This window comes from Erwinia pyri, assembly GCF_030758455.1.
GTDB classification, from domain to species: Bacteria; Pseudomonadota; Gammaproteobacteria; order Enterobacterales; family Enterobacteriaceae; genus Erwinia; species Erwinia pyri.
On the sequence record NZ_CP132353.1, the window covers coordinates 2150382 to 2174475 of the forward strand.

The window sequence follows — 24094 nt, forward strand, 5'->3', positions numbered from 1 at the left end:
ATGTTAATTGGAGTGATAGCGGACGATTTTACCGGGGCCAGCGATATCGCTGTAACGCTCTCGAAAGGACTGCAGGGAGAAGGTGGCCTGCGCACTACGCAATACCTCGGCATTCCTTCCCGGCCCGCCACGCCTGAGGTTGAAGCGGGCGTGATCGCCCTTAAAAGCCGCTCCATTCCGGCAGAAGAAGCGGTGGCTCAGTCGCTTGCCGCCTGCCGCTGGTTACTGGAGCAGGGCTGCGAGCAGATTATCTTTAAGTACTGTTCAACCTTTGATTCAACGGATGAAGGCAACATCGGCCCGGTCGCTGATGCGCTGGCTGAAATGCTGGAAGCCAACAGCGTGGTGGTCTGCCCGGCTTTCCCGGCGATGGGGCGGACGGTTTATCAGGGGCATCTGTTTGTTCATGACCGGTTACTGAATGAATCGGGCATGGAGCATCATCCGCTGACGCCGATGAAAGATGCCGATTTGCGTCGGGTTTTAGCCCGCCAGAGCAAAAACCGCGTGGCGCATATCGGCTGGAACACCGTGGTACAGGGCAGCCAGACGCTGCGGGAAGCTTTTCAGCAGCAGGGTGAAGAAGCACGCACGCTGCTCATTGTTGATGCGGTCAGCGAGCACGATCTCACGGCGATTGGTCGTGCCTGCCAGGGCGCTGCACTGGTTACCGGCGGGTCGGGCATTGCGTTAGCCTTGCCGCACAACTTTATCGCCACCGGACGGGCGAAAGGCCAGGCCGCCAGCGTCCCGGAGATCACCGGTCCCGAGGCGATTCTGGTAGGAAGCTGTTCAGGCGCTACTCGCCAGCAAATAGCAGAGCACCAGAAGCATTATCCGGTGATGATGGTCGAGGTGAAAGATGTGCTCAGCGGCAAAACCGGCGCTGACGAACTGGTGGCCTTTATCCAGGCTAACGAGGGCAGATTGCCGCTGGTCTACTCCTCGGGCGATCCGGAATCGGTAAAACAGACTCAGCAGCAATATGGGCGTGAGAAAGTCGCCGAAGCGCTGGATACGCTGTTTGGCAGTACGGCACAAAAACTGGTGGCGGCAGGGGTACGGCGGCTGGTAGTGGGCGGCGGAGAAACCTCCGGCGCGGTAGTCAGCGCCCTGAATCTGGGGGCTTTAATTATTGGTGAAGAGATTGATGTGGGCGTACCTGCCCTGGTTTCGCAGGGGGAAAGCCCCATCGCGCTGGCGCTGAAATCTGGCAACTTCGGCGGCAAAGACTTCTTCGCCCGCGCCGTCAATACCCTTAGCGGCTGACGGAGCACGACGAACAGGGGCAAGCGGGGCTGCTTCAACAAGCCGAAATGGCTGATGCGGCAAACGCGAACTTCAGCAATATAAAACAGCTTATGAGGTAAAGATGAGCGGGTTACGCTTTTGCGCCAATCTGAAGTGGCTGTTTACCGAGCTGCCCTTTGTTGAACGCTTTGCAGCAGCGGCTGAGGCGGGCTTCACGGCGGTGGAGTATGCTTCTCCCTATGCGTTTTCACCCGCCATTCTGCAGCAGCAGCTGCAGGCCAACGGCCTGAAGCAGATCCTGATCAATACGCCAACCGGCGCACCGGACTCGGCCTTAAGAGCCGGTGCCGCTTGCCATCCTGACTTCCGGCCCGCTTTTCAGGCCGCTCTGTTACAGGCGCTGGAGTATGCCGCCGCATTAAGCTGTCCGTTCATCCATTTGCAGGCAGGGATAGCGCCTGCGGGCGTTTCGCACCAGCGTGCGCTGCGTCAGTTTGAAGAGAATATCCACTGGTCGGTTGAAAAGGCGGAGAAACAGGGCGTTATCCTGCTGCTGGAAGCGATTAATTTACGGGATATCCCCGGCTTCTTTCTGCACGATTATCATCTGGCCGCAGAGATTGTGCGTCGAATCAACCATCCCTCACTGCGCCTGATGCTGGATCTCTACCATTGTCAGGTTTTGCATGGCGATATCAGCCATAACATCAGCCGACTATTACCGCTTGCTGACCATATTCAGATTGCCGACGCCCCCACGCGCAGCGAGCCAGGCAGCGGAGAGCTGCACTGGCCGTTTATCTTCCGGCAACTGGAGCAGCAGGGCTACAGGGGATGGATTGGCTGCGAATATCGCCCTTTACACCACAGCAGTGAGAGTTTTAATTGGCTCAGGCAATACCAAGATCAACAGGGCCGCTAACACATACCGCAGCTGAAATACAGGGCGGATGGCCATTCAAACCAGCCCGTCCACTCCGGTTACGGGTGATATCGGCAAATAGCAGAAGTGCATTTTGGACAGGGGATACTGCGGGAAATCTTGCCAGAACCTTACAGCCGCCGCCTGTTCAGGCTGCGGCTGCACGTTTTATTACCAGCTAAGCTGTTTGCCAGCGTAGTCCAGATAATGGTGGCCGCCTTTGCCGGACCAAAGCTCCAGCTGATCGGCAATGCCTTTGGTACTCTGCTCAATGGTCAGCGTGGCGTTTTCCCCTCCCATATCGGTTTGCACCCAACCCGGGTGAACATTCAGCAGCGTCTGGTTTGGCGCTAAACGCCCGCTCAGCCCGCGCGACAGCATATTCAGCGCGCTTTTGCTGGCGGAATAGAGCGGGTGGGTAGCGGAAGGATTTTCCGTGACGCTTGCCAGTTGTGAACTCATTAAAGCGAGTACGCTATCGGCAGGGGAAAGCAGAGGCAACAGCTCTGTTGCGCAGCGAACCGGCGAGATGGCATTGGTGAGAAACAGTTCGCTTAACTCTTCATCCTTTGCCTGTTCAATGTCCTGATGGTCAGGCCCAAAAATGCCGGCGTTAATGAAGATCAGATCGAAAAGCGTCTCTTCAATCTCATTTTTCAGGGTTTGCCGTTGTGTCGGCTCGTTGATATCAACCGTCAGCCAGTGGATAGCAGAATCAGAAACGGGCGAGGCGTGACGGCTGGTAGCGAAGACTTTCCAGCCACGGTGCGCCAGGGTGTTTGCCAGGCCCAGACCCAGCCCGCGAGAGGCACCAATAATCAGCGCTTGTTTTTGGGTTTCCATAAGCTTTCCTTTGGTGAAAGAATCAAAAGAGTCGTTAACACTGTAACCGATCAGTTAAAAGTTAACTGGACTTTGGCCGCCTGATTTTTGTCACAGGCCATTTGCAGTGCGCTGACTATCTCCTGCTGCGGGAAAACGGCAGAGAGCAGGGGCAGCGGATTGATGCGCCCGCTTTCCAGCCAGCGTACCGCAATGGCGAACTCGTTGATAAAACGGAAGGATCCCGCCAGCTCAATCTCCTTAACCAGCAGCAGACCGAGCGGAAAATCGAGGGAGGCCGCACCCATCCCGAGCTGCACAATCCGGCCTTTCGGACGGGTGAATCCCACGGTGGAGGCGATGGCAGCAGGCGCGCCAGAGGCTTCAAAACAGAGATCAAAATAGCCGCCGTTTTCCTGCCATTTGCCGGTGGTCTCCTGGTCTGCAGGGTCCACAGCTTTTGAGGCGCCCATCTCAAGCGCCAGCGCGCGGCAGCGTTCGCTCATGTCGGTGGCGACTATCTCCGAGGCGCCAGCGGCAAAGGCGGAAGCGATCACCAGGCACCCGATAGGGCCGGAACCGGTAACCAGCACTTTCTTGCCGACCAGATCCCCCGCCTGATGCACCGCATGAATAGCCACGGCCAAAGGTTCGGCAAAGGCGATGACTCTGGCATCGGCTTCTTCAGCATAGGGCACACACTGCTCAGGGCTGACAGCGACAAAGCTGGCAAAGCCGCCCTGAACATGCGGGAAGAACTGCGCGCTCCCCATGAACTTCATAGCGCGGCAGTGATTCTGTTTACCGGCCAGACAAAATTCACAGTGATTACAGGGGCTGGAGGGGTTAATGGCGACACGCTGGCCAACTTTCAGCGTGCTGTCCGCTGGCGCTTCCGCGATCTTGCCGACGAACTCGTGGCCGAGGATCATCGGCTCTTTCAGAACGGACATGCCTGCGCGGCCGTGCTGGTAATAGTGGATGTCCGACCCACAGATCCCGCCGCGCTCCACTTCTACCAGCACCCGATCCTCAGAGTATTCCAGCGTCCGTGGCTGATTGCTGACTTCCAGCGCTGCGCTGACCACGATGGCAGTGACCTCTTTCTGCTTCATGACTCCTCCTCAGGGCTTAAACGGTTCCTGCTCTACCTGAAAGCGTAGTCGAGGTAACCGGAAGCGTGGTGTCACCTGCACCTAGCGTGCACTGCATCATCACGGTATCTACCCAGCGGCCATGCTTAAAGCCCACTGACTTCAGCACGCCGGTAAGCTGAAAGCCGAGCGAGCGGTGCAGCGCCAGGGATGCTGCATTTTCGCTGTTGCCAATAACGGAAACGACCTGACGAAAGCCGTCGGCTTCCGCAAGGCGTAACGCCTCACCCAGCAGTGCACGACCGATACCGCGACCGGCTGCCTCGGGATGCATATAGATGGAGTCTTCCAGGGTAAACCGGTAAGCGTAGCGGGGCCGGTAGGGCGCCAGGTAGCAGTATCCCAGCACCTGGCCCGCTTCCAGCGCCACCAGCCAGTAGCCGCCGCTCTCAATGACTTTGGTCAGCCTGGAGTGCATCTCCTGTGCTGTCGGAGGTTCTGTTTCAAACGTGGCCAGGCCGTGCAGAACGTGCCAGGCATAAATCTCTGCTATTCCTGTGATATGAGCCGAATGCGCCTGCGTTATTTCCATTATTTTCTCGCTGCCAGGTTAAGCTGTTGCCTGCGATGCCGCTAAATCTTTCAGAGCAGGAGTGGCTGTTGGCCTTCTGGTTGAGAGATTACGTCCGGTGTGACTTTTAAACCCTCTGCAGGCACCCACTGGTGCCACATTTCCCAGAACACCTCTGCCACCACCTCTTTAAGAGCTTCAGGACGGAACGTTACACCTTTATATGCCGAACCCATTTTTGCATCAATACGCGCGTCGCGGTCATGGGTGCCGAGATTCATCACAAAAAAGTCACAGTTCATCGTTAACCAGATGATCCTGCCGCAGGTGCAGGAGGAGGGGTTATGAAGAGTGAGATCTGTTTTAATAGTGTTCATAGCAGGTTTGTCCCGGTGAGCTTAATTTCTTTAAGCATGCTGAACGCCAGCTTCATATGATCTTCACTGACGACAAATGCTCTTAACAGGTCGTTCTCATCAAAGCCTCTGGCGATAATGCCTGCCGGAGATAACGCCATCTCCCATCGGTAAGAGGCGTTAGCCGGATCGCCTGCAAGATGAAGGGGCATATCAGGCGTTTTTACCTTGATAAGCATCGCAGGCAGGGTGAGTTTTGCAGGGTTACCGGTCAGGTTCCTGGCAAGAGTCATCGCTGCGAGCGTTGCGGGTTGCAGGTAGGGCAGCAGTTTTCCCGCTATTTCGGCACAGTCGCCCAGCGCATACACATCGGGAGCGGATGTGGCGAGGGTTTCATCGACGACAACCCCATGGCGCACCTCAATGCCCGCACCGCGCGCCAGCGTAAGATCCGGGCGTAAGCCGATGGCACACACAACGGCATCAAAGGTTCTCTTCAGCCCATTGCTGAATGAAGCCTGCAGGGCGTCCTGATATCGCGAAAGCTCAGTGAGTTCACTCCTGAAGATGAACTCAACCCCGCTGTGCATTAACCGATTCTGCAGGCGGGCAGCGATCTCCGGCGGCAGCAGCGCCGAGAGCAGGCTGCTGCTGCGATCCACCACCGTCACAGATTTACCGGCGCGGCTGAAGTCCATCGCAAGTTCTGTTCCGATAAGTCCACCACCGATCATCAGTACCCGTTCAGCCTCAGCGAGCTTTGCCTGGTAACTGCGGTATTCCTGCTGACTGTTCAGCGTGCAGATGAAATCACTGCCCTTAACAGCCGGGACGAGAGCCTGAGCACCGGTGGCAAGCACAAGCTTGCCATAGGAGAAGTCGCCAGCGGAGGTTGTGACGACGTGTGCTGCGGTATCAATTGCTGTGACGCGGGTAAAAGGGTGCAGCATGATGCCCTGACTTTCGGCCCACTCTGCCGCCGTCTGCCGCGTCAGTGAATCAGCATGACACCCCATACTGAAAACATGACTCAGTTCAGGCTTGTTGTACTCATCACAACTGTCGGCAGCGATAAGACGAACCGGCACATTTTTATCCTGATAGCGCAGGTTTTTGATCAGCTGCCGGGCAGCGAAGCCGGAGCCAATAACAACAATTTCTGCTGACACAGTTTAGCCCTCCCAGGGATCGAACACGGATTTACCCAGCGCGCATCCGGGACATAAGAAATCATCCGGGACCGCTTCCCACGGGGTTCCTGGCGCTACGTCCTGATCAGGCTCACCCTCTGCCGGATCGTAAACCCACTGGCAGACCGTACAGATCATTTTCTGCCCGAGATCTTCACCCGCTTCAACCACGCCAACTCCGTTGCCGTTAACGGGCGCGGCGGCTGCAATAGCGACAGAGTTGGTATCAGCCACTGGGGCTGGCACAGGCAGCGGCGACAGCGCCCACTCACGGGCAATTTTCCGGCCATGCTCCCGGCACGTTTCCAGAGCGGAAAGATCGGGGCGCCACTTGGTTTTGAGGGCGATGGTCATATCAAAACCGGCATCCTGCAGACGGGTCGCCACACGATCAACCGCGCCGCCCGTCCAGCCATAAGAGCCGAAGGCAGAGGCGCGTTTATTGCGGAACTTCAGGCCGGTGATCTCTTCCAGCATCCCCGCGACTTTGGGCATCATCACGTTGTTCATGGTGGACGATCCCACCAGAATGCCCTTAGAGCGGAAGCAGGAGGTGATAATTTCATTCTTGTCATGGGTGGAGACGTTGTAAACCTTCACGGCGACGCGCGGATCGGTTTCCCGGATGCCCTGAGCGATCGCTTCTGCCATCCTGCGCGTATTGTCAGACATGGCGTCATAGAAAAGGGTGATCCGGTCTTCCTGATAATCGGCAGCCCATTTCAGGTAGAGCTCAATAATCTGGGCAGGATTATCGCGCCACACCACGCCGTGCGAGGTAGCAATCATGCTCACCGGCAGGTTGAATCCCAGGATTTCGTTAATTTTTGGCGCAACCAGGCGCGCAAAAGGGGTAAGAATATTGGAAAAGTAGCGCTGGCACTGGTCAAACAATTCGTTCTGGTCCACTTCGTCGTTGAACAGATGCTCATCGCAATAGTGCTGGCCGAAGGCGTCATTGCTGAACAGTACCGCATCTTCGGTGATATAGGTCATCATGCTGTCAGGCCAGTGCAGCATCGGCGTTTCCACAAAGATAAGTTTTTTACCGTTGCCGATATCGAGCGAATCGCCGGTTTTAACAATGTTGAAATTCCATTCAGGGTGATGATGATGCCCGTTGATGGAATCGACGCCGTTGGCCGTGCAGTAAATCGGGGTTCCCGGGATCAGTGCCAGCAGTTCAGCGAGTGCGCCGGCATGATCTTCTTCCGCATGGTTAATCACGATGGCATCGATGGTTTTCAGATCGATCTCTTCCGCCAGATTGTTGACGAAATCGCTGCGGAATTTCAGATCAACGGTATCGATAAGGATGTTTTTCCCTTCGCGGATCAGGTAGCTGTTGTAACTGGTGCCACGCTGCATTTTGTATTCTTTGCCGTGAAAATGCTCAACTTCCCAGTCTCTTTTACCTACCCAGAATATGTTGTTTTTTACGTGAATATTCATTTAATGCCCCGTTAGCGTAAATTGATTTCACGGAGACAATTGCATTAAGTATGCCAATTTTTAAGCTATTGATCTGATGATCTATTTTTCAATTACCTTGTTTTTATGACTATAACTATTTTTGTGTTTTAAACAATGAGTTGTTTTAATGACAAAGCGTCAGGCATAAAAAAACCCGCCGGAGCGGGTAAAGGGCAAGCAGTAGTCATGACGATTTAGGGATATGAACTTCACGTGAAAATCCTTGCCCCTCCAATATCACATTCGGATCGGCAAAAAAATCAATATTAAAATAAGTATCGTCACTTAAAAGCTCAATGCAATGCCAGTATTGCGGCGGGCTGATGCCAAATTCTCCTGCCGTGATGGTGACCTCCATTTCATGCTCACGCGCTGTTTCACTGGCGTAGCCATAATATTTTACGGCGCCACGCATTACTGACAGCCTGCCGTACACGCCTTTTTTGGTGTTGTGGTGTGTCAACAGGGCCTTTGGCACGCTCTCTTGATCCCAGAAAGGAGTAGAGCGGGTATGAGTAAAATTTTTAGGGATGGTATGGGACATCAGAGATCTCCTGTTAACTAATGAGGCCGCCGTGGGTAAGCCAGTTACGGCGCTGTTCGGCCAGCTCTTCTTTCTCGGTAGCGTGTTTGAAAACGGCCAGGCGCAGGCGCTGTTGCTGCTCAAAACGTTCCTCACGGGTGAGCGCGTGGTCGTCGCTGAGTTGACACAAAAGCACGTTCATATCGTGGATCACATTCTTCAGGATGGCGGCATCGACCGCTTTAATGACTTCATCTGTATGGTTCATGGTTTAACCCAGCGTATGGAGCTGTTGCAAAAGGAGCTTTGTTTATATTTTAGGGCAGGTCCGCGATGCGTGCTGCCGAAAGCTGCCCATCTCAGGGCGCTGGCGGCACATTTCATCTCTTCAGCGCTGAGCGCTCTGGCGGGTTCGCGATTTAACATGGTTCTACTCCTCAAATAAATGACCTGACCTTATTACGCATATTCCGTGCCAATTGATAAGAGGTTGATTTAAAACAAACGGACAAAGGGATGATTGTTATAATTACAAAGATTCTCTTGTTATAAAGACAAGGTTTGTAAAGGTGACAATATGACTTTATCTGTCGGGACGCTGGCTTCGCTGGCTGTCGATATTCAGAATGGTGTGCGCGGCCGCGATCGTTTTATGCGGATGATTAACAGTATCCACAGCGCCTTAGGCTGTGATGCTACTGCGCTGCTACGTTATGAAAATCAGCAGTTCCGCCCGCTGGCCACGGCCGGTCTGGCGCCGGATGTGATGGGCCGCCGGTTTAACCTTGAAGCCCATCCGCGGCTTGAAGCGATCGCCCGCGCCGGGGATGTGGTGCGCTTTCCCGCCGAGAGCGATTTACCCGATCCCTATGACGGGCTTATCCCGGAACAGGGCGATCTGCATGTCCACGCCTGCGTCGGCATGCCTCTTTTTGCGGGGCAGACGCTGATCGGCGCGCTGACCCTGGACGGTATGAACGCCACCCAGTTTGATGATTACAGCGATGAAGAGTTGCGGGTTCTGGCCAGCCTGACTGCGGGGGCGCTGAACAACGCATTACTGGTTGAAGAGCTGGAAAAACCTGCATCGTCATTTACGCCACAGCCGCACCGGCCGGAGGAAAATGAGGAAGTTGAAATTATCGGCAAGTCAGCGGCATTGACGCATCTTAAAAAAGAGATAAGCGTCGTTGCCCCCTCTGACCTGAGCGTGCTGATAATGGGCGAAACGGGGACCGGCAAAGAGCTGGTCGCCCGGGCTGTTCATCAACAATCCCATCGCGCTGCGCAACCGCTGATCTATCTCAACTGCGCCGCGTTACCGGAAAGCGTGGCGGAAAGCGAGCTGTTTGGTCACGTTAAAGGGGCCTTTACCGGCGCTATACACGACCGGCCAGGAAAGTTTGAGCTGGCGGATAAAGGGACGCTGTTTCTGGATGAAATTGGCGAGTTGCCGCTTGCGCTACAGGCTAAACTTTTACGCGTGCTGCAGTATGGCGATTTACAACGGGTCGGCGAAGATAAGCCGCTTACTGTCGATGTGCGGATTATTGCGGCCACTAACCTGAATATGCGCACGGCAGTTACGGAGGGTAAATTCAGGGCCGATCTCTATCACCGTCTGAGCGTTTTCCCCCTGTTTGTCCCGTCGCTTAACGAGCGTCGTGACGATATTGTGTTACTGGCTGGCTACTTCAGTGAAAAGTGTCGGATAAAATTTGGCCTTACCAGCGTCGCGCTCAGCCCGGCCTTCAGCGCTATGCTTGAAGCGGCAGAGTGGCCGGGCAATATTCGCGAGCTGGAACATACTCTCTATCGCGCGGTAATCATCGCCCAGGCAGAGTCGCACAGCGGGGAAATCATTCTGCTTCCACACCATTTCAATTCAGAGGGCGGTAAACCCCTTTATCCAGCGCAGACCACTTCCCAGAAGATAACGCCGGCGATGAGTTTGCATGATGCGACCCGCCAGTTTCAGTACGATTATATAAAACAAGCGTATGAAAGCAGCGGGCGGGTCTGGGTCAGAACGGCGCGGACGTTGGGAGTTGATCCTGGCAATCTTCACAGGTTGGCAGTAAAACTTGGCCTGAAGTAAAACAGAAAAATTACCTGCCGGGGTTTTCTGTTGCCACTTCTCAGCTTTTGCTTATCGCCATCGCTCCCGTGATCAGCGAGGTGAAGGAGGTCACGGCTTCATCCTGATCAAGTTGTCCACGGGCGATCGCAGCGGAAAGCGCTTCGCCTGCGCCCACCAGGCCAATGCAACATTGCTGCAGCGAGCGGGGCGGCATGTTTACATGTGGCGTCAGCACTGATACGAACATCGCCACGCAGTTATCCAGAAGCTCCTGAAAAACCGCTGACTTCTCTTCACTCCCCGCCAGCGCGGCCCCTACTGAGTGAAACTCATCTGTTTTGTCTGCTGCACAGTTGATGTAGGCGCTGGCCAGCACCTGGGCGGTTTCCTGCGCACTTCTGGGGGTGGTGGTCATCGCCTCAGCAAACGTTCTGACCCGCTCCATATCTATCCACCTGTACAGCTCGATCAGCAATGCGGAGCGGGTGGCGAAATGATCGTAAACCACAGGTTTGGAGACGCCTGCACGCACGGCAAGGTGCCCCAGAGTAAGTCGATCCGCGTTCTCCTCGCGCACGATGAGAAGGGCGTTATCGAGAAGCTGCTTGCGCCGCTCTGCCTTCGCTAACCTGCGCGAGGGGGAGGCGGGCGTCGGAGTATTGCTCTTTTTCATCATCTCTCTCAGTAAAACCTACTAAAAGTAGCTTAGTGACATAATGCGTGCTACCTTTCCTACTAATGGTAGCTTACCACGTACATAAGGAAACATACCTATGTCATTTGATCCCATACTGATCCTGGGCGGGTCCGGCGCTATTGGGCACCAGACCGTTCGGGCAATACAGGCAACTTATCCTGACCTTCCCCTGCTTATAGGCGGTCGTGACCTGACCAGGGCGCAGAACGCAGCGGCAGAATTTAGCGGAGTAGAGGGGGTGGAGATCGACGCGGCCTCGGCCGATCTGGGTCTCGGTCAGCGGAAAATCAGTGCTGTCGTGGTGCTCTACAAGGATCACTCGCTTGCTGCTCTCCGCTTCGCGCAATCGCGAGGCGTGCCGCATCTGAGCATCTCATCGGGCGTATTCGAGATCGCGCCGGAAATCGCAAGCTTTATGAACGCTCCGGGTGCAGCCGCGGTGGTGCTGGGATATGAGTGGCTGGTGGGGGCCACCACTGTTCCTGCGCTCCATCTGACTAAGCAATTCAGTCAGGTTCATGAAATCCGTATTGGTGCGCTGGTTGATGAAGAAGATGTTGGCGGTCCGGCGGTCGCGGCTGATTTCGAACATCTTAACCACCTGCTTCCTGCGGCACTCACGCGCCGGGATGGCGTCTACCTGTGGCGTGAAGGCAGTGAGACAAAGGCAGTGTTCTCAGCAGTTGACGGAACCCAGATTGATGCCACGGGCTTCTCATCGATTGACGTGGTCGGACTGGCTTCAGCAACGGGCGCGCAAAGCGTCAGGTTTGACCTGGGGATGGGCATCAGTTCGAGCCGACGCAAAGGCGGAGCGTTCTCGACCGAAATCCTCATTAATATTTCTGGTCTGGGGGCTGAGGGAGAGACGCTTTGCACCCGCCATGCCGTAGTGCATCCGGGCGGCGCGGCACCGCTGACAGGAATGGGAATAGCCTTGCTGCTGGAACGACTGGTTGGCCTGGATGGAAAGCCGCCGGTCAAGGCTGGCCTCTATTTTCCCTACCAGATAGTGGATGCATCGCATTACCTGGCGCGTCTGGCGCAGGAGGGAGGTCAGTTGCTTGCCCTCCCGGCCAACCCGACATCCGGTTAAAACAGAGAAAGAGCTCATTAAGCATGGCTCGCCGACAGCTGCAATTTGCTGTCGGACGAGTCGTGATGTGTGACCTTCAGGAGTTTGGCGGTCAGTTCAGGGCGCTGAGGACTCCAGCCATCCGCTGTTCAACTTCATCACGAGTAGCGGCCCATGCGGGTACGGTATCGAGCAGGCGCTGTTGCCAGGCGGAGAGATTTGGGTAATCTTCAAAAGGTGCACCAGTCCGTTTGTATTGCGAAAAAGGCGCGGCAATATCAATATCTGCCAGCGTCAACGCATCTCCGACAATAAAATTACGGGTCGCGAGATGGCGTTCCAGAACGTTTGCAGCATTGCTAATGTTAGTCATCGCTAACTGGACGATCGCCTCGGTTTTTGGCTTATCCATGAACGTCGCGTTCGCCCACTCATTAAAGAGCAGGGTCGAGAATATCCGCCACTGCTCTCCAGACCAGAACATCCATTGCAGGACTTCCAGCTTCTCTGTGGGTGTCCGACCAAGCAGGCTGGAATTCTTTTTCCCTGCAAGGTAGAGGTTAATGGCTGACGCTTCCCAGATAAGGGTATCCCCGTCCTGAAGTACGGGGGTGAGCCCGTGCGGGTTCAGGCGCAGAAATTCGGGGGTATGACTTTCACCCTTGAACAAATCGATGTTCATACGTTCGATATCAATATCCATGATAGCGGCAGCGGCAGTAACCCGGCGAAGGCTGCCAGAACCTGGATCGCCGTAGATTTTAATGGACATAGTTTTCCTCATATTTCGCTGTTGGTTTTTAAATCAAAGGATGACGAAACCAGGATAAACCTTTTCTCCGGATAAAATTATACTGTCGTTTTGCAGAACACTTATTTGGAATATGAATGAGCGATCGTTGGCTGGAGATTGAAGTTTTCACCCGTGTAGCAGAATCGGGAAGTTTTTCTCGTGCCGCTCAGGAGCTTGGGCTGTCACAACCATCAACCTCTCGTATCGTCACGGGGCTGGAAACGCGTCTGGGAGTAAAGCTCTTACTACGTACGACCCGGAACATGGCGCTCACTGAAGCAGGCGCTGCGTTTCTGGAAAGGGCTCGCCAGGCCGCTGCCGACCTTGAGGACGCGGAAGATGCAGCCAGGGGAATCGATTCCCTGCGTGGCACTATCCGTCTTGCGGTACCTGTTATGTACGGTACACGAGCAATCATTCCCGCCTTGCCTGGTTTTCTTGAACGCTATCCCGAGCTGCGCGTTGAGATCACCATGCGGGATGAGAGGCAAAATCTGATAACAAACGGCGTCGACATGGCAATCCGAATGGGTACGCTTGAGGATTCCACATTTGGCGCCCGGCAAATTGCATCGGTGGCACGGATGTTAGTGGCTTCGCCAGCTTATCTTGCCAGAAGAGGAGTACCTGAAACGCCTGAAGAACTGATGTTTCACGAGATGCTGTTGCACCAACAAAGCTTTCCTGAGAAAAGCATCTTAAAATTGATGAAAGCTGGTATAGAGCATGTCGTGACGTTGCGTGGGAGAATTAAAATCGATGCTGCGCCCGGGATTCTGGCAGCGGCGGCGGCAGGCCTTGGCATTGCAAACGTGACAACTATCATGTCTGCACCAGAGCGGCAGGATGGCAGCCTCGTTCAGATCTTGCCTGACTACGAGCTTGAGCCTTTGAAAGCGTTTGCCCTGTTTCCTTCAGGGCCTAAGCCTTCAGCTAAGGTACGGGCGCTGACAACTTATCTCATTGAGGTATCTGGAAACTAATTTCCCTCTATTCCTGGAAGGCCTGTGGGAATTTTTCAGGAAAATAAAAGTGTGCTCGCGGCCTCAGCTTTGCTCCCTGTCTGAGGGGACGATCTTCGCACTGTTATACGCTTCTCAGGTACCGTTATAAATAACGAAAGTGAAAAGAGGTGACGCTGTGAGTCTGTCGATGCTTGATGCGGTAAAAGGAAAATTAATCGTCTCTTGCCAGGCGCTGGAAGAGGAGCCGCTGCACAGCGACTTCATCATGAGCCGGATGGCGCTTGCCGCCCAGGCTGGCGGCGCGGCTGGCATTCGTGCCAACAGTCTGGTGGATATCCGGGCCATAAAACAGACGGTCAGTCTGCCGGTGATTGGCCTTCTGAAGCGAAACTATCCCGGCAGTGATGTCTATATCACCGCCACGATGCGGGAAGTGGATGAGCTGATGGTTGCCGCACCGGAAGCGATCGCTCTGGACGCGACTTCTCATGCCAGGCCGGATGGCGTATCGCTCGCTCAGCTGGTTGTACAGATCCGCCAGCGCTATCCCCGGCTGTTGCTGATGGCCGATATTGCCACTGTGGCGGAAGCAGAGACGGCTTCTTCACTGGGCTTTGACTGCATTGGCACCACGCTTTATGGCTATACCTCTGAGACGCAAGGTAAAGTGCTGTCCGATGATGATTTTGCTTTTCTGCGCGCGGTGTTAAGCGTGGTGAATAAACCGGTTATTGCGGAAGGCAATATCAGCACCCCGGCGATGATGGCGCGCTGCCTGCAGCTTGGTGCGCATGCGGTGGTGGTAGGCGGCGCAATTACGCGTCCGCAGCAAATTACCGCCCGCTTTGTTGAGGCGTTACCGTCACGTACCTGAACTCCATATTCGTCTGAGCAACTGATATCCCGGTTGCGGATGAAACGCATAAAAAAAGCCTCCCGTTCGGGAGGCTCTTATTCAGGCTGTCAGCCCGTTTAACTGATAACAGTTTTTACAGCGTGCCGGTGCCGCCATCGGTGCACCAGACCTGACCGGAAGTGTAGCTGCTCTCGGTAGAAGCCAGCGTCACATAGAGCGGTGCGATCTCAGCAGGCTGTCCCGGACGGCCCAGTGGGGCAGAGGCGCCAAACTGTTTTACTTTTTCCTGAGGCTGACCGCCGCTTGACTGCAACGGGGTCCAGAACGGGCCAGGCGCTACCGCATTCACACGAATGCCTTCTTCACCCAGCTGTTGCGCCAGAGATTTGGTGAAGGCAACAATACAGGCTTTAGTCTGCGCATAATCCAGCAGAATATCGCTGGGCTGAAAAGCCTGCACGGAAGAGGTATTAATAATCGATGCGCCACGCGGTAAATAATCTACTGCCGCTTTGGTGATCCAAAACATGGCGTAAACATTTGTTTTGAATGTTGCATCAAAATCTTCAGTGCTTAACGTGCGGATAGATTCATTAAACTGCTGGCGTCCGGCATTGTTAACCAGAATATCCAGGCCGCCCAGCTTCGTTGCCGCTTCTTTTACCAGAGTCTGGCAGAAAGCTTCGGTACGAATATCGCCCGGAATGGCAAACGCTTTACGACCTTCCGCTTCAATCAGCTTAATAACTTCAGCCGCATCGGACTCTTCTTCAGGGAGATAATTAATAGCGACGTCAGCACCTTCACGTGCATAAGCAATAGCCACTGCGCGGCCAATACCGGAGTCACCACCTGTGATTAAAGCCTTGCGTCCTGCCAGACGGCCTGAGCCACGATAGGAAGTTTCACCATGATCGGGAACCGGGATCATTTTACTGGCCAGGCCTGGAACTGGCTGGGGTTGCTCCGCAAATGGCGGCGCAGGGTAATCAACGGATAAGAGAGATTTTTTATCGTTGCTGGACATATTTAGCTCCTTCTTTATTCATTCGAGTAGCAATAAGCCTGGCACAAATGTGAGGGTTGTCACATATAAACTGGAAAAAAATGCCTTCGGGGGAAATATTTTTTTCTGTAAAGAGCCAGAGGCAATTAATTCATTTCAAAAAGCGTGGCCTGCTGATGCGGTTATTTTAAACAGCGCGCTTCAGGCTGAAGTGGAAGGGGAGAGAACAACGACTATAATATTCTTCGGGCCTGATTTTGCCCGAGTGGTAATAAAGGTTAAGTAAGTTTTACAAAGGGTGTTGCTGCTTGTTTACTCTGTGAATATTTGCCAGGGTTAGGCCACAACGGTGTGAGACAAAGGTAAAAAGGAACAGCTATGAAACGTGACGTGCTGAGTGAAGAGTATTATGACGAAGTCTGCCGGGTGATTGGTGACGCTGTGATTGTGCTGGCGGAAAGCGGCTATAATACTCACCGCGAAGTGCTGACGGATCTCTTAAAGAAAACCCGACATGATCGTGCCGACGCGGACAGGGATGAGCAGAAGGTTCTTGAGCACGCCATTCGTTTGATTAAACCAGAATAAGAGAGATCGTCGCTGCTCGCCTCACTTACTGGGCGCTCTTTTAAGGCGAGCGGGTTATTTTATAAGGAAAATTTCCGCTGATGTGCCAGGCTTAAAGAAGACACATCGAGCAGGGCAAAGCCTGAGACATTAAGGAGAAAGAATGAAAAAGATGCTGGCACTGGCCGCAATACTTGCCTTCACGGGCCATGCAATGGCTGCGGAAGGGGGATTCAAAAGTGGTGAAACACCGCCTCCGGTTCATAAGAAAGATGCCGGTTATAAAGGCTCTGAAGATACCGGAGAAAGTACCATTCACTCCCTGTTCTCACAGCGTGACAATGCCTGGGTTACCGTTGAAGGCTATCTGATCAAACAGACTGATGATAAGAGCTACATGCTGCGTGACGACTCCGGCAAAATTAACATTAAGGTTCCCACACCTGCCTGGGACGGTAAAGAGTACAACTCCAAGGATATGGTGCGGGTAAGCGGATATGTGAAAGGGAAAGGGGACGCACGTTATCTTCAGGTACAGAGAGTCGAAAAGCCCTGATCCTTTTCTGACCTCTGTCTGAAGAGGTTTGAGTCACTGAAACTCTCTCCTTTCATGAATAAAAGCCCCTGTAGTTTTAACGCTACAGGGGCTTTTTTCGCTAGCGAGCGGGCAGCGCATAGGCCATTAACGCATCTCCCGAAGGAGTACCAAGCCCGCCATGGCCGCCCGCGGCGATCACCACAAACTGCCTGCCATCGCTACCGGTATAGGTCATCGGCGTCGCCTGACCGCCTGCCGGCAATCTTGCCCGCCAGAGTTCCTGCCCGCTGCGTTCGTCGAAAGCACGCAGGTAATCATCGGCCGTTGCGCCCATAAAGATCAGCCCGCTACCGGTAATCACGTTTCCACCCATCATAAAAATACCCGTAGGGAGCGGGGCATTAGTATGCGTGCCAAAGACGTTCATATCTCTGGTGGTACCGGCTGGCCGTTCCCAGGCAATTTTGCGCGTAGTAAGATCAATCGCCACTAACTTACCCCACGGCGGTGCGCTGCAGGGCGCGCCAAGCGCGGTAAGCCAGGGCTTAACAATCGCCGCCCAGGGCGTGCCATATTGTGGCCCGACGGAGAACTCTTTGGGTTTAGGGTAGGCCTGCTTACTACCCCAGCCAGCCCAATCCTGCATCAGACCCTGTTTTTTGGCCTCGCTGGCTTTCATCATCTCCATGGTGAAAGGGATATAACTGGTATTGGCAATCAGCAGGTGCCGTTGCGGATCTACCGACGCACCGTACCAGTCCATCACACCATCAAAAGCTGGATAGGCGATGGAAGTGCCTTCGGCGGGCGGCGTGTACTGTCCCTGATAGCGATACCGATGAAACTGAATGCGGCAGAGCAGCTGATCCACCGGCGTTGCCCCCCACATATCCCTCTCTTTCAGATCGGGTGGCGAGAGGTTGGGCATGCCCACAGAATCTGGCTGCGTAGGTGACAGGTGTTCCCCTGGCAGGGCTGGGGTGACAGGAACCGGCTTCTCAGTGACCTGAGCCAGCGGCTTGCCTGTTTCCCGGTTCAGCAGGAACAGCTGGCCCATTTTGGTGGTCTGTACCAGTGCAGGGATGGTTGCACCCTTGCCATCAGGCAGATCCACAAGCGTAGGGCCAATGGGCAGATCGAAATCCCAGACGTCGTGGTGCACCATCTGATAATGCCAGCGCTCTGCTCCGGTATGGATATCGAGCGCCACCAGCGAAGTCGAATATTTTTCATCGAACGGCCGACGTTGGCCGCCAAAATAGTCGGGCGTGGCGTTACCCAGCGGGATAAAGATCAAACCTTCCGAAAAGGGATGCGTTATCCCTTTCCGGAAGTCACTTCAGTTCAGGCCGGGCGTTAACCAGCGCGATCTGCTTCAGAGAGTGCCTGCGCCGCACAGATAAGCGCCAGATGACTCAAACCCTGAGGCAGGTTGCCCCGCCAGCTATTGGTGCGCACGTCAAACATCTCATTGAAGGTTTCCACATTGCCCTTATCGCACAGGCAGGAGAGGATGTCATCCATCGCCTTCTGTGCACGCTCTTTTTCACCCATTGAGGCAAAAGCCTCCGCCAGCCAGAAAGAGCAGGCTACAAAGGTGCTCTCTTCCTGCTCCACGCCGCTGTAGCGATAGATCATCGCGCTGTTATGCCCCAGCTCGCTGTAGATCGCCTCATAGGTCGCCAGCATTCTTTTGCGATTCACGCTGTTGCCGTAGTGATAAACCAGCGCCATTGAAGCGTCCAGCCGATCCTCACTCCCGGCATAAAAGAGATAGGCCTGGCGCTTTTCAGACCAGCAGTGCGTTTCAATCCATTCACTGATACGGTCGCGCTCACGCTCCCACCGTCCAACCCAGGTGGGTTCGATATGCTGGTCCTTCGCCATCGCCACTGCCCGGTCAAGCGCCAGCCAGCAGGCCATTTTGGAATGGGTGTAATGCTGTTCGTCAGGCAACTCCCAGATCCCGGAATCCTTTTGCCGCCAGTGGTCAGCGCTGCAGTTAGCCAGCTCTCCCAACATGCGCGAGGTGGCAATATCCAGAACGTGTCCCGCCTCTACAAACAGCTGGGCGGTAGCCAGCATATCGCCATACATACTCAGCTGAACCTGATCCCGGGCGTTATTGCCTACCCGAACGGGCTGCGACCCCTTATAGCCCTCCAGCGGCAGGAAACGCTCGGCAGGCACCTCATCACCCTTAAGGGTGTAGCAGGCACGAAGCTTCACGCCATGGCGAATAATGGTATGGGTCAGCCAGGAGAAGGCCGCTTTAGAGTCTTCAAGCGCGCCAAGATAGACAAAGGATTTGATAATCAGGCAGGCATCGCGCACCCACGCATAGCGATAGTCATAGTTTTTCTCGCCGCCAATGCCTTCCGGCAGGGAGGTGGTTGCCGCTGCGGCAAGCGCGCCGGTGGGGGAATACCAGAGGAACTTCAGCGAAAGCGCAGAACGTTTTACATGCAGCGGAAACAGGCCATCGTAGCTGAGACTTTTAACCCAGTCGCGCCAGGCGAGGTGACTGGTTTCAATTCGTTCATCAATCGCCGCCAGCGTGGGCACAGCCAGCGGCTCCTTTTCGGTGGCCAGCAACGCCACCAGCGAGCTGGAACCGGCAGAGGTGGTGACTTTTCCCTCGACCTTTTCATCGTCGCAATGGGTGAGCTGGATATCTTCGCTGGTACGCAGCATTGCCATCAGATCGGCAATGTGGAAAACCGTGCCCTGCGCCGTCTCGGCCAGCCACGGCGAGCGCGTTTCTGCGGCGGTGCCGAAGCGCAGCCTGAGGTTCAGTACCACTTCGCCTTCAACGCCTTCAATACGCCGCGCCAGCTCACTCCATGGCAGCCTGCCAGCCAGCGTACTGTTGATGGACTCGGTGATTAACACGCTTCCGGTTTCAGTCTTGAAGGAGGTTTCCAGAATATTGCTGTCTTTGCGGTAGCGCCGCTCAACGGTATAAGGCTGGTTGGGTTCCAGCTGAAAATAACCTCCTATGCCGCTATCCAGAATGCGGTCAAACAGGGGGGGGGAATCAAGATTGGGCGCGCACCACCAGTCGATCGAGCCGTCGGGTGCAATTAACGCCACGGACCGGCCCTCGCCGATGGCCGCATAGTCACCTAATTCGGCATAACCATTATCCCGCTCTGGCGTGTTATAGCTTTTATTCTTCATCGTTCGTTCATCCTTGTCAGGGAAAGTTATACGCCTGGAAGGGAGCTGGCGTAACTGCAACGGGTGCCTGAAAGGAAGTGTTCCCGGCTCCTGATTGAAAAGTATAGATAAAGGAGCCGGGAATGGAGGGTTAACAGAGCAATCATTTCATGGTGACAACGTCACGTATTCAGTTGCGCCCATGTGACAACGTCACGAAATCAGCCCGGCCAGCGTGACTGCCGGATGACCTGACAGAAATTACCCGCTGTAAAGCCCGGCTCTTTATCTGCGATAACATCAGCCTTTACGTTGCCGAAGGTGGTTTGCGGTTTCTGTTTGATGCCCTCATAAAACGCCTGAATGATCTCCTCCTTGAATGCCAGCGGACGGGGATGTAAGCCTGTCACTGCTCTAATCTCCTGTGGCGAAAACTGGTCGAACCCTATACCCAACACATCCATCTCCACGCCGGCAGTCACCAGTGCTATCTCGGGATCCATAAATTCCGGAATACCGGGCGTGGTATGCAGGGCAATCGCGGTCCAGACCTTGTTAATATCTTGCCGGGAGATGCCGTAACGTTGCAGAAAATCCCTTGCTGCATTGGCGCCATCCACTTCAAACCGCTTATCGCAGCTGCAGTGATCGTGCGTCAGCCCCATATCGTGAAACATGCAGCCGACGTAGAGCAGCTCGGCATCCACCTTCACGCCTCGCTGCTGGCCCGCCAGTGCTCCCCAGTAATAGATGCGGCTGGAGTGATGGAACAGCAGGTCAGATTCCGTATCGCGTACTAACTCGGTAACTTCCTGCGCCATCTTACTCTGTGGGATCGCTACGCCATTTATCGACTTGGTCATTTTTTTATACTCTTCAGGATTGATTTGCCCCAGTCTGAAGGCGATCATTAATGGCTTAAACCGTCTCTTTACGACGAAATGAGACAAAACGATCCTTAAGGACACCGGAGGAGCAATGCCACATGAAATGGTTATTCTGGCCGTGCCTGGCGTGCAGTTGCTGGACGTTTCCGGCCCCGTAGACGTCTTTACCGAGGCCAATCGCATCCTGAACCGTCAGGTCTATTCCGCAAGCGTTATGGCGACAGAGTCGCTTACCATCCACTCATCTTCCGGAGTCAGAGTGCTGGCAGACCGCCTGCTCAGCGAGAAGCAAGGGATTGCTACTAACACCTTTCTTGTTGCGGGCGCGCCTGAGATGGCTCACTACCTGCCGGAAGCGGCGGCATTGGCCGCCATCAGCCGTTACTGTCTGCAAAGCCAGCGCTATGGCTCGATCTGCAGCGGCGCTCTGCTTCTGGCGCAGACAGGATTGCTGAAGGGAAAGAGGGTAACGACGCACTGGGCCTGCGCCAGCGAGCTGGCGCGTTATCCGGAGGTCAGGGTAGACGCGGATGCACTCTATGTTGCGGACGGGCGGCTGCGAACCGCGGCGGGCGTCACCTCGGGTCTGGACCTTGCGCTCAGGCTGGTCGAGGAGGATCTGGGACAAGAAGTCGCGCTGGAAGTAGCGAATAACCTGGTAATGTTCTTTCGTCGGCCGGTTAATCAGAGCCATTTTATGCGGAGCGCCTCCATTACCTTAAGTGGCCGTTCCTCCTTCCAGGATTTGCTGCGCTGGAGCAGCAGCAACCTGCAGAGCGTGAAAAATGTCGCCATGATGGCGGCGCATATGAACCTCAGCGAGCGGCATTTGAGCCGGCTTTTTCGTCAGGAGCTTTCGGTCACGCCCGCTCAGTGGCTGGAGCGAGAGCGGGTAGCGAAAGCTAAGCTGCTGCTGGCGCGAGGTCTTGCCGCTAAAGTAGTTGCAACCGAGTGCGGTTTCTCCGGTGTGGATGTGATGCGCAGAGCATTCACGCGGGTAACCGGGATGACGCCAGGCGTCTATACGCGGTTTATCGCAGCGCCGGAGAATGCCCCTTAAGCCGAAGTTAATGAGCTTGCCAGCGGGAGGCGTTCACCTTCATGCTGCAGGCTGGGAAATATTTCTTTGCTACAGGAGACCTGAATCATGAAAAAAATTGGATTTCTCTCGTTTGGCCACTGGACGCCGTCGCCGCAGTCGGCAACACAATCAGCAGCCGATGCGCTGTTGCAATCCATTGAGCTGGCGGTTGCGGCTGAAGAGCTGGGCGCTGACGGCGCCTATTTCCGCGTACACCATTTCGCCCGTCAGCTAAGCGCGCCTTTCCCGCTGCTGGCTGCTGTGGGCGCTAAAACCAGCCGCATTGAAATTGGTACCGGCGTGATCGATATGCGCTATGAAAATCCTCTTTATATGGCTGAGGATGCGGGCGTAGCGGATTTGATCAGCGGCGGGCGTCTACAGCTTGGCATCAGCCGCGGCTCTCCAGAGCAGGTGGTGGAAGGGTGGCGCTATTTCGGCTATCAGCCCGAAGAGGGCGAGAGCGATGCGGATATGGGCCGTCGCCACACGGAAAAACTGCTGGAAGTGCTGCGCGGTGAAGGTTTTGCCAAACCGAACCCTCAGCCCATGTTCCCGAATCCTCCCGGTCTGCTGCGGCCAGAACCCTTCTCGGCAGGTTTGCGCGAGCGTATCTGGTGGGGATCGGGTTCTAACGCTACCGCCATCTGGGCAGCAAAGCTGGGCATGAATCTGCAAAGCTCCACGCTGAAAGATGATGAAACGGGCGAGCCGTTCCATATTCAGCAGGCAAAACAGATCCGCGCCTATCGTGAAGCCTGGCAGGCAGCAGGGCATACGCGCACGCCGCGGGTCTCGGTCAGCCGCAGCATTTTTGCGCTGATGAACGCCACCGATCGGGCTTACTTCGGCGCCAGCCGTGAAGGGGGCGATCAGATCGGTTATCTGGATGAGAAGACGCGCGCCATTTTTGGCCGCAGCTATTCAGCGGAGCCGGAAGCGCTGATAGCGCAGTTAGCGAAAGATGAAGCGATTGCGGAGGCAGATACCCTGCTGCTAACCATCCCAAACCAGCTGGGGGTGGAATATTGCGCGCATGTGATGGAGTCGATTCTTAAGCATGTTGCACCGGCGCTGGGCTGGCGCGACTGATTACTCTGTAAAGGGAGAAGAGAGGAGGCGGAAGAGCCTCCTCTCATCAGAGCCGTGGGGAGCGCACTTCTCTCCGCCACGTCAGCAGGATTATTCGCTGCTGCCCGAGGTCTGGGCGGTGGCAAGCGGGGTGGTTCCAGACTGCTCTGTGGTGCTGTTCTGAGTGGTTGCTGAAGTTGTTGCCGGAGAACTCTCTTCAGTGGTGCCCTGCGTCGTTTCCGTAGTAGTCGCAGATGGGGAAACCGTGGTGCTCTGAGAAGAGGCCGCGGGTTGAGAAGCGGCTGTACTCTGCGTGGTTTCCGTTGTGGTGGTGGTCACAGGCTGCGTGGCAGCGGTGCTCTGTGAACTCTCCGCTGTGGTTGCAGGCTGTGAATCGGCCGCGCTCTGGGTAGTCTCTGTAGCCGCAGGCTGAGAAGTCACTGTACTCTGCGTTGTTTCGGTGGTGGTTGCAGAGGGATCCGCTGGAGCGCTGACGGGCGCTGGTGATGCCGTCTGCGTTGTTGCCGCAGGCGTCGCGGTTGCCTGAGCAGTCGCGCTGTTCTCTGTTACGGCGGCCGGTACGGTGGTGTCAGTGACTGGCGTTGTTGCTGCCGCGTTCTGATTCTCCTGCGCCGGGGCTGCTTCCTGTTTAGCCGGTTCAGGGGCCGGGGCAGGCTTAGCCGGAAGCTTCGTCACGCCCTCTTTGACAAACACCGGTTTATCCCGGGTCACAGAATAGGCGAGTTGTGTAACTTCCCCAGGATTGGTGGTGACCTCAATGGACTGGATAGTCACGCGGCCAAGACCAAGCAGCGTCTGAGCATAACCGCCCACCTGATGCTTTCCGGCCGGGATCTGCACTTCGGTGTTCTTACCGGGCAGCAGTGGACCGGCATCATTGCCATCAACCGTCAGGAAGATAGAGGAACCGTCATCAGCGCGGGTCATCACATGAGAGACATTGATCTGCGATGGGCCATTAAAGAAATCATCGGGCGTACCGGCCTGCTGATGTTTGGCGCAACCGGTGAGGGTTAAAGCGGCCGTTAACGCGGCCAGTGTGAAACGATAAGACATCATACCTCGCTATCCTGGGTTGCTTCGAATCAACCATTTT

At 55.1% G+C, this 24094-nt stretch carries 25 protein-coding genes; 10 read left to right on the forward strand and 15 right to left on the reverse strand.

What is annotated here, in order from left to right; genetic code table 11:
• Both otnK and Q3V30_RS09985 read left to right on the forward strand, forming a co-directional pair.
• On the forward strand, positions 1-1269 hold the full coding sequence (otnK, locus tag Q3V30_RS09980; RefSeq protein ID WP_306212859.1) for a 3-oxo-tetronate kinase: 1269 nt from the start codon (positions 1-3) through the stop codon (positions 1267-1269).
• Positions 1270-1372: 103 nt separating this feature from the next.
• Positions 1373-2173 carry a hydroxypyruvate isomerase family protein gene (locus tag Q3V30_RS09985; protein WP_306212861.1) on the forward strand — a complete coding sequence of 267 codons (801 nt, stop codon included), beginning with the start codon at positions 1373-1375 and terminating at the stop codon, positions 2171-2173.
• A 171-nt stretch (positions 2174-2344) separates the two neighbouring features.
• On the opposite strand, the gene Q3V30_RS09990 is transcribed toward Q3V30_RS09985, so the two are convergent.
• The 8 genes from Q3V30_RS09990 to Q3V30_RS10025 form a co-directional block, all read right to left on the reverse strand.
• Positions 2345-3016, reverse strand: a complete 672-nt coding sequence (locus Q3V30_RS09990) for an SDR family oxidoreductase (RefSeq protein WP_306212863.1) — start codon at positions 3014-3016, stop codon at positions 2345-2347.
• A 50-nt stretch (positions 3017-3066) separates the two neighbouring features.
• On the reverse strand, positions 3067-4110 hold the full coding sequence (gene idnD, locus Q3V30_RS09995; RefSeq protein WP_306212865.1) for an L-idonate 5-dehydrogenase: 1044 nt from the start codon (positions 4108-4110) through the stop codon (positions 3067-3069).
• Positions 4111-4126: 16 nt separating this feature from the next.
• Positions 4127-4681, reverse strand: coding sequence for a GNAT family N-acetyltransferase (locus Q3V30_RS10000; RefSeq protein WP_306212867.1), 555 nt, complete (start codon positions 4679-4681; stop codon positions 4127-4129).
• 50 nt (positions 4682-4731) lie between these two features.
• Positions 4732-5037, reverse strand: a complete 306-nt coding sequence (locus tag Q3V30_RS10005) for a hypothetical protein (RefSeq protein WP_306212869.1) — start codon at positions 5035-5037, stop codon at positions 4732-4734.
• Positions 5034-6185, reverse strand: coding sequence for an NADH:flavorubredoxin reductase NorW (gene norW, locus Q3V30_RS10010; protein WP_306212871.1), 1152 nt, complete (start codon positions 6183-6185; stop codon positions 5034-5036). Before norW ends, Q3V30_RS10005 begins: the two co-directional genes overlap by 4 nt.
• A gap of 3 nt (positions 6186-6188) precedes the next feature.
• Positions 6189-7658 (reverse strand): anaerobic nitric oxide reductase flavorubredoxin, encoded by a 1470-nt coding sequence (gene norV, locus Q3V30_RS10015; RefSeq protein ID WP_306212872.1) that lies wholly within the window; start codon positions 7656-7658, stop codon positions 6189-6191.
• 205 nt (positions 7659-7863) lie between these two features.
• A complete protein-coding gene (locus Q3V30_RS10020; protein ID WP_306212874.1) occupies positions 7864-8223 on the reverse strand; it encodes a TehB family protein in 360 nt (119 codons plus the stop codon).
• Between the two features lie 13 nt (positions 8224-8236).
• Positions 8237-8470, reverse strand: a complete 234-nt coding sequence (locus Q3V30_RS10025; RefSeq protein ID WP_306212876.1) for a DUF2526 family protein — start codon at positions 8468-8470, stop codon at positions 8237-8239.
• 309 nt (positions 8471-8779) lie between these two features.
• Between Q3V30_RS10025 and norR the strand changes: the two genes are divergently transcribed.
• Entirely contained in the window at positions 8780-10300 is a 1521-nt protein-coding gene (gene norR, locus Q3V30_RS10030) for a nitric oxide reductase transcriptional regulator NorR (protein WP_306212878.1), read from the forward strand.
• Between the two features lie 40 nt (positions 10301-10340).
• Here norR and Q3V30_RS10035 read toward each other — a convergent pair whose 3' ends face one another.
• Positions 10341-10955 (reverse strand): TetR/AcrR family transcriptional regulator, encoded by a 615-nt coding sequence (locus Q3V30_RS10035; protein ID WP_306212880.1) that lies wholly within the window; start codon positions 10953-10955, stop codon positions 10341-10343.
• Positions 10956-11055: 100 nt separating this feature from the next.
• Here Q3V30_RS10035 and Q3V30_RS10040 point away from each other — a divergent pair, with 100 nt between their 5' ends.
• Positions 11056-12075, forward strand: a complete 1020-nt coding sequence (locus Q3V30_RS10040) for an NAD(P)-dependent oxidoreductase (protein ID WP_306212882.1) — start codon at positions 11056-11058, stop codon at positions 12073-12075.
• A gap of 91 nt (positions 12076-12166) precedes the next feature.
• Here the strand turns inward: Q3V30_RS10040 and Q3V30_RS10045 are convergent, their stop codons facing one another.
• Positions 12167-12826 (reverse strand): glutathione S-transferase family protein, encoded by a 660-nt coding sequence (locus Q3V30_RS10045; RefSeq protein WP_306212884.1) that lies wholly within the window; start codon positions 12824-12826, stop codon positions 12167-12169.
• A 116-nt stretch (positions 12827-12942) separates the two neighbouring features.
• Between Q3V30_RS10045 and Q3V30_RS10050 the strand changes: the two genes are divergently transcribed.
• Both Q3V30_RS10050 and Q3V30_RS10055 read left to right on the forward strand, forming a co-directional pair.
• Positions 12943-13830: a LysR family transcriptional regulator gene (locus Q3V30_RS10050; protein ID WP_306212885.1), complete on the forward strand. Its 888-nt coding sequence runs from the start codon at positions 12943-12945 to the stop codon at positions 13828-13830.
• Positions 13831-13999: 169 nt separating this feature from the next.
• Positions 14000-14686 carry an N-acetylmannosamine-6-phosphate 2-epimerase gene (locus tag Q3V30_RS10055; RefSeq protein ID WP_306213171.1) on the forward strand — a complete coding sequence of 229 codons (687 nt, stop codon included), beginning with the start codon at positions 14000-14002 and terminating at the stop codon, positions 14684-14686.
• Positions 14687-14801: 115 nt separating this feature from the next.
• Here Q3V30_RS10055 and Q3V30_RS10060 read toward each other — a convergent pair whose 3' ends face one another.
• The gene (locus Q3V30_RS10060) at positions 14802-15695 is read right to left on the reverse strand and encodes an SDR family oxidoreductase (RefSeq protein WP_306212887.1); all 894 of its coding nucleotides are present in this window, start codon (positions 15693-15695) and stop codon (positions 14802-14804) included.
• A 357-nt stretch (positions 15696-16052) separates the two neighbouring features.
• Between Q3V30_RS10060 and Q3V30_RS10065 the strand changes: the two genes are divergently transcribed.
• Entirely contained in the window at positions 16053-16262 is a 210-nt protein-coding gene (locus Q3V30_RS10065) for a DUF2767 family protein (RefSeq protein ID WP_306212889.1), read from the forward strand.
• A 142-nt stretch (positions 16263-16404) separates the two neighbouring features.
• Positions 16405-16797, forward strand: a complete 393-nt coding sequence (locus Q3V30_RS10070) for a YgiW/YdeI family stress tolerance OB fold protein (protein WP_306212891.1) — start codon at positions 16405-16407, stop codon at positions 16795-16797.
• Between the two features lie 100 nt (positions 16798-16897).
• Here the strand turns inward: Q3V30_RS10070 and Q3V30_RS10075 are convergent, their stop codons facing one another.
• The 3 genes from Q3V30_RS10075 to Q3V30_RS10085 all read right to left on the reverse strand — a co-directional run bounded on the left by Q3V30_RS10075 (position 16898) and on the right by Q3V30_RS10085 (position 20801).
• Positions 16898-18076: a PQQ-binding-like beta-propeller repeat protein gene (locus Q3V30_RS10075; protein WP_306212893.1), complete on the reverse strand. Its 1179-nt coding sequence runs from the start codon at positions 18074-18076 to the stop codon at positions 16898-16900.
• 59 nt (positions 18077-18135) lie between these two features.
• Complete coding sequence (locus Q3V30_RS10080; protein WP_306212895.1) at positions 18136-19959, reverse strand: glycoside hydrolase family 15 protein; 1824 nt, start codon at positions 19957-19959, stop codon at positions 18136-18138.
• 200 nt (positions 19960-20159) lie between these two features.
• Positions 20160-20801, reverse strand: a complete 642-nt coding sequence (locus Q3V30_RS10085) for an HD domain-containing protein (RefSeq protein ID WP_306213173.1) — start codon at positions 20799-20801, stop codon at positions 20160-20162.
• A 115-nt stretch (positions 20802-20916) separates the two neighbouring features.
• Between Q3V30_RS10085 and Q3V30_RS10090 the strand changes: the two genes are divergently transcribed.
• Entirely contained in the window at positions 20917-21885 is a 969-nt protein-coding gene (locus Q3V30_RS10090; RefSeq protein WP_306212897.1) for a GlxA family transcriptional regulator, read from the forward strand.
• A gap of 87 nt (positions 21886-21972) precedes the next feature.
• On the forward strand, positions 21973-22998 hold the full coding sequence (locus Q3V30_RS10095) for an LLM class flavin-dependent oxidoreductase (protein WP_306212899.1): 1026 nt from the start codon (positions 21973-21975) through the stop codon (positions 22996-22998).
• A gap of 90 nt (positions 22999-23088) precedes the next feature.
• Here Q3V30_RS10095 and Q3V30_RS10100 read toward each other — a convergent pair whose 3' ends face one another.
• Positions 23089-24057, reverse strand: coding sequence for a hypothetical protein (locus Q3V30_RS10100; RefSeq protein WP_306212901.1), 969 nt, complete (start codon positions 24055-24057; stop codon positions 23089-23091).
• Between the last annotated feature and the right edge of the window lie 37 nt (positions 24058-24094).